At 38.3% G+C, this 1,745-nt stretch carries 3 tRNA genes; 1 reads left to right on the top strand and 2 read right to left on the bottom strand.

Annotated elements, in window-relative coordinates:
* Positions 1-207: 207 nt before the first annotated feature.
* Both P20495_RS04930 and P20495_RS04935 read right to left on the bottom strand, forming a co-directional pair.
* Positions 208-283: transfer RNA gene (locus P20495_RS04930), tRNA-Glu, on the bottom strand.
* A 37-nt stretch (positions 284-320) separates the two neighbouring features.
* Positions 321-396: transfer RNA gene (locus tag P20495_RS04935), tRNA-Ala, on the bottom strand.
* Between the two features lie 1,166 nt (positions 397-1,562).
* Here P20495_RS04935 and P20495_RS04940 point away from each other — a divergent pair.
* Positions 1,563-1,638 (top strand) — tRNA-Val (locus tag P20495_RS04940).
* Positions 1,639-1,745 lie beyond the last annotated feature (107 nt).

Genomic DNA, 1,745 nt, shown 5'->3' with positions numbered 1-1,745 from the left:
GGGATTCGAACCCCTGTTACCGCCGTGAAAGGGCGGTGTCCTAGGCCTCTAGACGATGGGGACACATAAATGTGTCACTAGGACATTTGATAAGTTTAACTCACATCATGAGCTTTAAGGTAATTGCGTTTAATACAAGTAAAGACTCGAGCTTTAATTGTGACGCTATTTTCTCGGTAAAACCGCCTTTAACTAACAAAAGTTAAGTGGCGTCCCCAAGGGGATTCGAACCCCTGTTACCGCCGTGAAAGGGCGGTGTCCTAGGCCTCTAGACGATGGGGACACAGAAAACTGCTACCCTAGGACAAAACACTAATTTTTGGTGGAGCCATGCGGGATCGAACCGCAGACCTCTTCACTGCCAGCGAAGCGCTCTCCCAGCTGAGCTATGGCCCCAACTTAATCAATACTCGTCGTGATGAACACATCGTGTATTGCTTAGTGCGGGGCGCATTCTATGCACCACCCAAAATAAAGTCAACAGTTTTTTACCTAGCTTTATTTAAATGGTTTAATTTTCAACAAACTGGCTATCAAGCGTGCTAAAAAATACGATCTGAATAAAATTATCGCTCTACTGCTTATAATAACATCACTATATTGCAGCTAATACTCAATAACACCCTACTCTTCCTAATTAATGCAACTAAAGCTGCATCTAAGTAAAGGTATACATTTATATGCAAATTGAACTTATCTAAAAACTACCCATTAAGGCCTGACTAATCGCATTAATCTTTTAAAAGTTACAATTGCTTATAATTACCAAAGCTTAAATGTGGATTTGAGAGTACAGCAGCTTTCACTCGCTTAATAACCAGTGTAGCTCGTACTGGAAAAACTTGATTATTGTTTGAAGAACATTTTTTAAAGAGCATTGCAGTTTCGTAATTCTATGTACAAAACTTCAGGGCGTGTTGATCTTTGATGGGTGAATTTGCAGCAGTATGTTAGGTTTTTAGGCAAGGCAGAGCCTATGTAGTTTGGTTATTACCCATGAATAGGCGATAACGCCGCATAAAGTCCAAACATGCGCTGCCCTTTGGGTTCAATCCACAAAGGTCAACACGCACTAGTTATATGTGATCTATTTAGTTTTAACCCGAAGAGCTAGTAGTGAAGAATGGATATTTACGAATTGGCTAGGTTGGCTTATAAAAATAAAGCAAGTACAAAAATAAAAATAGATTTTAGGATGCTGTAAATATCATTTGTTTTGGGAAGTTTAAATTAAATTCATTTTTAAAAGCTAGCTCTACTCTCTAAATAACTTGCCCTAATGCTAATTCATCTTGTTCATAGTCATAAAAACGACTCAAATAAAAAACAATGAGTATCGTAAAACTAAATTTAAGATTAATAGAACTACAATTCCCTGCTCACTTTTAGGTGTTTAATTGAACTGCAACCTTAAATTTGATGATAAAATAGACTTCAATCGTATCCTGTTGTTTATAAAACCTTCGTTCAGTACATTTTTATCATTCAAGTGTTGACACATTTTCAACTCTATCTATAATAGCGCCCCACAACAACGCAGCAATGCAATGTTGTTTAGATGTGGGTGATTAGCTCAGTTGGGAGAGCATCGCCCTTACAAGGCGAGGGTCACTGGTTCAAGTCCAGTATCACCCACCACTTTTTAATTAAAGTGTTCACATCTAAATTCTATATGAGTCGTTAGCTCAGTTAGAAAAAGAGCATCACCGTTACCTACAAGCCACGGCGAAGTTCACTGGTTAAAA

It is taken from the genome of Pseudoalteromonas sp. BSi20495 (assembly GCF_000241185.1).
Taxonomy (GTDB): Bacteria; Pseudomonadota; Gammaproteobacteria; order Enterobacterales; family Alteromonadaceae; genus Pseudoalteromonas; species Pseudoalteromonas fuliginea.
The sequence above is the reverse complement of the archived record's forward strand: the minus strand, read 5'-3'. Positions and strand labels throughout refer to the sequence as shown.